Consider the following 4,407-nt stretch of genomic DNA (forward strand, 5'->3'; position numbering starts at 1 on the left):
CAAGATCAAAAATACCAATGCCAAATATTCTTTGCGACGAATCAACTCTTTTATCAAATTTCTGTCTCCAACTATAAACTGTTTTCTAGATAGCTATCTTTAGCAAACTTCTGACTTGTAAGAGGGAGTTATTGTTTTTTTGTTTACTATTTTGTATGCAGGCGATATAAATCATCTTATCAGATAGAATGGCAATGTTTTTAGTAAGTGGAATCGATTTCATTATACGAATAACAGTGCTTTTCTTTAGTTGAGAAAAGGATAAATATGTATAGTCTGTCATTCAATTGAACTTTTGGTAAGTAACATATGCGTAATTAAAAACTTACATGGTATTTTTATCATTCGAAAGAACTTTAAATTGATTTCTGTCATGTTTGTTTGCATTGATAATCATGTTTTTCGAGATAAACGCTTTCCTTATCAATGAGGCAATTCGCAAGTGGGGCTTTACTCCTAATTTGGTTTGACGCAACTCATTCTATTTATAGTTGATTAGGTTTAGAGTAAGTGTATTTGAAACAACGATTTTCAACGGTATGTTCTTTCTATATTTTGAGAGCGTTTTCTTGTGGTGGGTTATTTTATAAGATTATGAACTTTTTACCTAAGAAATTATGTGTTTTAAGTAATGATTTGAAAAATGATGAATTGGAGATTCACAAACTCATTTTTAGTAGTAAACAAAATTTTATAAAAGAAGTGAGATTTAAATAGCCTAGGAGGTGGTTTTCTCAAAGATAGAAAAAGTTGGTTTTTAATAGTTAAAGAGTGATGAAATGAAGAAGAAAAGTTGTGTTGATTGCGTCAATTCAGAAAAAATTAGGATGAAATATTTAGGAGGTAGAGAGATGGTAGGGATTATCCTAGCAAGCCATGGCCAATTTGCTGAAGGCATTTTACAATCTGGCGCAATGATTTTTGGAGAGCAAGAGAATGTTAAAGCTGTTACCTTAATGCCAAACGAAGGGCCAGACGATTTGAGAGCAAAAATGGAAGCAGCAGTTGCATCTTTTGATAATCAAGATGAGGTATTATTTTTAGTCGATCTATGGGGCGGTACTCCATTCAATCAAGCTAATGGCTTGTATGAAGAACACAAAGACAATTGGGCAATCGTTGCTGGTTTGAACTTACCAATGGTGATTGAAGCTTATGCATCCCGTTTATCAATTATGTCTGCTCAAGAGATCGCAGCACATATCATTAAAACAGCGAAGGAAGGGGTCAGAATTAAACCTGAAGAGCTGGAACCCAAAGAAAATACTGATATCGCGGTTGCAAAAGATGGAAAAGCAAAAGGCAGACTTGCTCCCGGTACAGTAGTTGGTGATGGGAAAATCAAGTTCGTTTTAGTCCGTGTGGATTCTCGTTTATTGCATGGTCAGGTAGCGACTGCATGGACAAAGTCTACACAACCAAATCGTATTATCGTAGTTTCAGATGCAGTGTCTAAAGACGATCTTCGTAAAAAATTAATCGAACAGGCGGCACCACCAGGGGTTAAGGCCAATGTTATTCCAATCAGCAAAATGATTGAGGTTGAAAAAGATCCCCGTTTTGGTAATACTAATGCACTGGTATTATTTGAAAACCCACTAGATGTCCTGAGAGTTATAGAGGGTGGTGTGGATATTAAAGAAGTTAACGTTGGTTCTATGGCTCATTCAACTGGAAAGGTTGTTGTTAATAAGGTTCTTTCTATGGGAAGAGAAGATGTTGAGGCTTTCGAGAAAATGAAAGCAAAAGGCATTCATTTTGATGTACGTAAAGTACCTAATGATTCTCGTGCAAACATGGATGATATTCTAAAAAAAGCGAAGGTTGAATTATCGTAGTTACATAGCAAATTTAAATGAAATGGGGGATCATAATGTCTACTATAGAAATAATTTTAGTGATACTAATTGCATTTCTAGCCGGTATGGAAGGAATATTAGATGAATTTCAATTCCATCAACCACTAGTGGCATGTACACTAATCGGTTTAGTAACAGGTAACCTGGAGGCTGGTATTGTTCTTGGTGGTACACTTCAAATGATTGCACTTGGATGGGCAAATATTGGAGCTGCCGTAGCGCCAGACGCTGCATTGGCATCAGTTGCATCAGCAATCATTTTAGTATTAGGCGGACAAGGTGTTAGCGGTGTTGCATCAGCAATTGCAGTAGCGGTACCACTTGCAGTAGCAGGACTTTTCTTAACAATGATTGTTCGTACACTTGCTGTTCCTATTGTACACATGATGGATACGGCAGCTGAAGAAGGAAATATAAAAAAAATTGAAGTGTTACACATCGCTGCGGTGTGTTTACAAGGTATTCGAATTGCAATTCCTGCCGGAGCACTTTTATTTATCCCTGCACAAAGCGTTCAAGGATTCTTGGAATCAATGCCTGCATGGTTAACCGATGGAATGGCTATTGGTGGCGGAATGGTTGTTGCTGTTGGTTATGCATTAGTTATTAATATGATGGCAACAAAAGAAGTATGGCCATTCTTCATTATTGGTTTCGTAATAGCTGCGATTTCTCAATTAACACTTATTGCTCTTGGTGCATTGGGTGTGGCTTTAGCTCTTATTTATTTGAGTCTTTCTAAAATGGGTGGTTCTTCAAATGGTGGTGGAGGTAACTCTGGTGACCCGCTTGACGATATCTTAAACGATTATTAATTCAGGAGGAGGAGAAGACAAATGGCAGAAAAAATTCAATTAACAAAAAGAGATCGTTTAGCCGTTGCATGGCGATCTACATTTATTCAGGGTTCTTGGAACTACGAACGTATGCAGAATGGTGGTTGGGCCTTCTCGATGATTCCAGCGATTAAAAAGTTATATAAATCAAAAGAAGATCGAAAAGCAGCATTAAAACGTCACTTGGAATTCTTCAATACACATCCTTATATTGCTTCACCAATTCTAGGAGTTACATTAGCACTTGAAGAAGAACGCGCTAATGGTGCAGAAGTTGATGATGTGGCAATTCAAGGGGTTAAAGTTGGGATGATGGGTCCTTTAGCCGGTGTTGGTGATCCAGTATTCTGGTTTACTTTACGTCCAATGTTAGGTGCTTTAGGGGCATCATTAGCAATGGGGGGAAATATCCTTGGGCCAATCCTTTTCTTCTTAGCTTGGAACCTGGTTCGTTGGGGATTTATGTGGTATACACAAGAATTTGGTTATAAAGCCGGTTCTAAAATTACTGATGATCTTTCAGGTGGGTTATTACAAGATATTACAAAAGGTGCATCAATCCTTGGTATGTTTGTACTTGCAGCCTTAGTGGAACGGTGGGTATCAATTAAATTTAAGCCAGTTGTATCTGAAGTTCAGTTAGATAAAGGTGCGTATATTGAGTGGGACAAACTTCCTGGAAATGGTGAAGGGATTCGTCAATCTTTCGAACAAGTAAACTCAGGAATGGCACTGTCACCTACAAAAGTGACTACCTTGCAAGATAACTTAGATCAATTAATTCCTGGTTTGGCTGCATTGCTTCTAACATTCTTGTGTATGTGGTTGCTGAAGAAAAAAGTTAGCCCAATTGTTATTATTCTTTCATTATTCGTAGTAGGGGTAGTTGGTCACGTAATCGGACTATTATAATTTAAGTTTTTGACGTTTTCAATTCTTAAGATTTATTATTTAGGAATTGTTGAGGTTGAAGTGTAGATTAGTAGCCCGTAAATCGATAATAGTTCGTATACAAAAGTGGCTGTCGATTATCGTTTCAGCCACTTTTTGTATTGACTTAATTGTTTGAAGCAACAAATTATAAATAGGATAAATGAAATGGAGTGGATATGATGGTTCAATCAATTAATACAAAGGTAGATTTAGTAATAGATGCTACTGCTTTTACGGGACTTACAGACTATGGGAAAATTATGGTCGGTGATAAAGGATTTGAATTTTATAATTCTCGTGATACGCGCAAATTTATTCAAATTCCGTGGGAGGAAGTAGATTACGTTATAGCCTCTGTGATGTTTAAGGGGAAATGGATTCCACGTTATGCAATTGAAACGAAGAGAAATGGGATTTTCACCTTTTCTTCTAAGGAGCCTAAGAAAGTTCTTCGGGCTATACGAGAATATGTAGATCCAGGTCATATGGCACAATCTCTAAGTTTCTATGATGTTATTAAACGTGGTCTTAAATCGCTAGGTAAAAAGAAATAATAAAATGAAAAGAAGGGGTGTATTTTTTATATAGGGGCTAACATGGTTGTGGTGTAAAAATAGATTAACTGATTATGCTCCTTTTTAGAGTCATACTATTAGTATGTTCAAGATTAAGATATTAGTTGTAAGAGCCTTTGGATTTTTGCACCAGAACCGTTTTATACACTAAAGGTTATTTATGTTATTTAATTATATTTTTACAATCGTGCTGTGTTATAATTC

General features: G+C 36.4%; 4 protein-coding genes. All 4 read left to right on the forward strand.

Translation table 11 applies throughout. From position 1 onward, the window contains the following. Positions 1-851: 851 nt before the first annotated feature. The 4 genes from ACQGS6_RS23535 (at position 852) to ACQGS6_RS23550 (ending at position 4,182) form a co-directional block, all read left to right on the forward strand. Positions 852-1,838 (forward strand): mannose/fructose/sorbose PTS transporter subunit IIA, encoded by a 987-nt coding sequence (locus ACQGS6_RS23535; RefSeq protein ID WP_426965695.1) that lies wholly within the window; start codon positions 852-854, stop codon positions 1,836-1,838. A 35-nt stretch (positions 1,839-1,873) separates the two neighbouring features. Next, positions 1,874-2,674: a PTS mannose/fructose/sorbose transporter subunit IIC gene (locus ACQGS6_RS23540; RefSeq protein WP_000103758.1), complete on the forward strand. Its 801-nt coding sequence runs from the start codon at positions 1,874-1,876 to the stop codon at positions 2,672-2,674. A gap of 21 nt (positions 2,675-2,695) precedes the next feature. After that, positions 2,696-3,607, forward strand: a complete 912-nt coding sequence (locus ACQGS6_RS23545) for a PTS system mannose/fructose/sorbose family transporter subunit IID (RefSeq protein WP_426965694.1) — start codon at positions 2,696-2,698, stop codon at positions 3,605-3,607. A gap of 197 nt (positions 3,608-3,804) precedes the next feature. Next, entirely contained in the window at positions 3,805-4,182 is a 378-nt protein-coding gene (locus ACQGS6_RS23550; protein ID WP_396132434.1) for a DUF956 family protein, read from the forward strand. Positions 4,183-4,407 lie beyond the last annotated feature (225 nt).

Source organism: Bacillus sp. GMs2/2 (assembly GCF_050172095.1).
In the GTDB taxonomy this organism is placed as follows: Bacteria; Bacillota; Bacilli; order Bacillales; family Bacillaceae_G; genus Bacillus_A; species Bacillus_A cereus.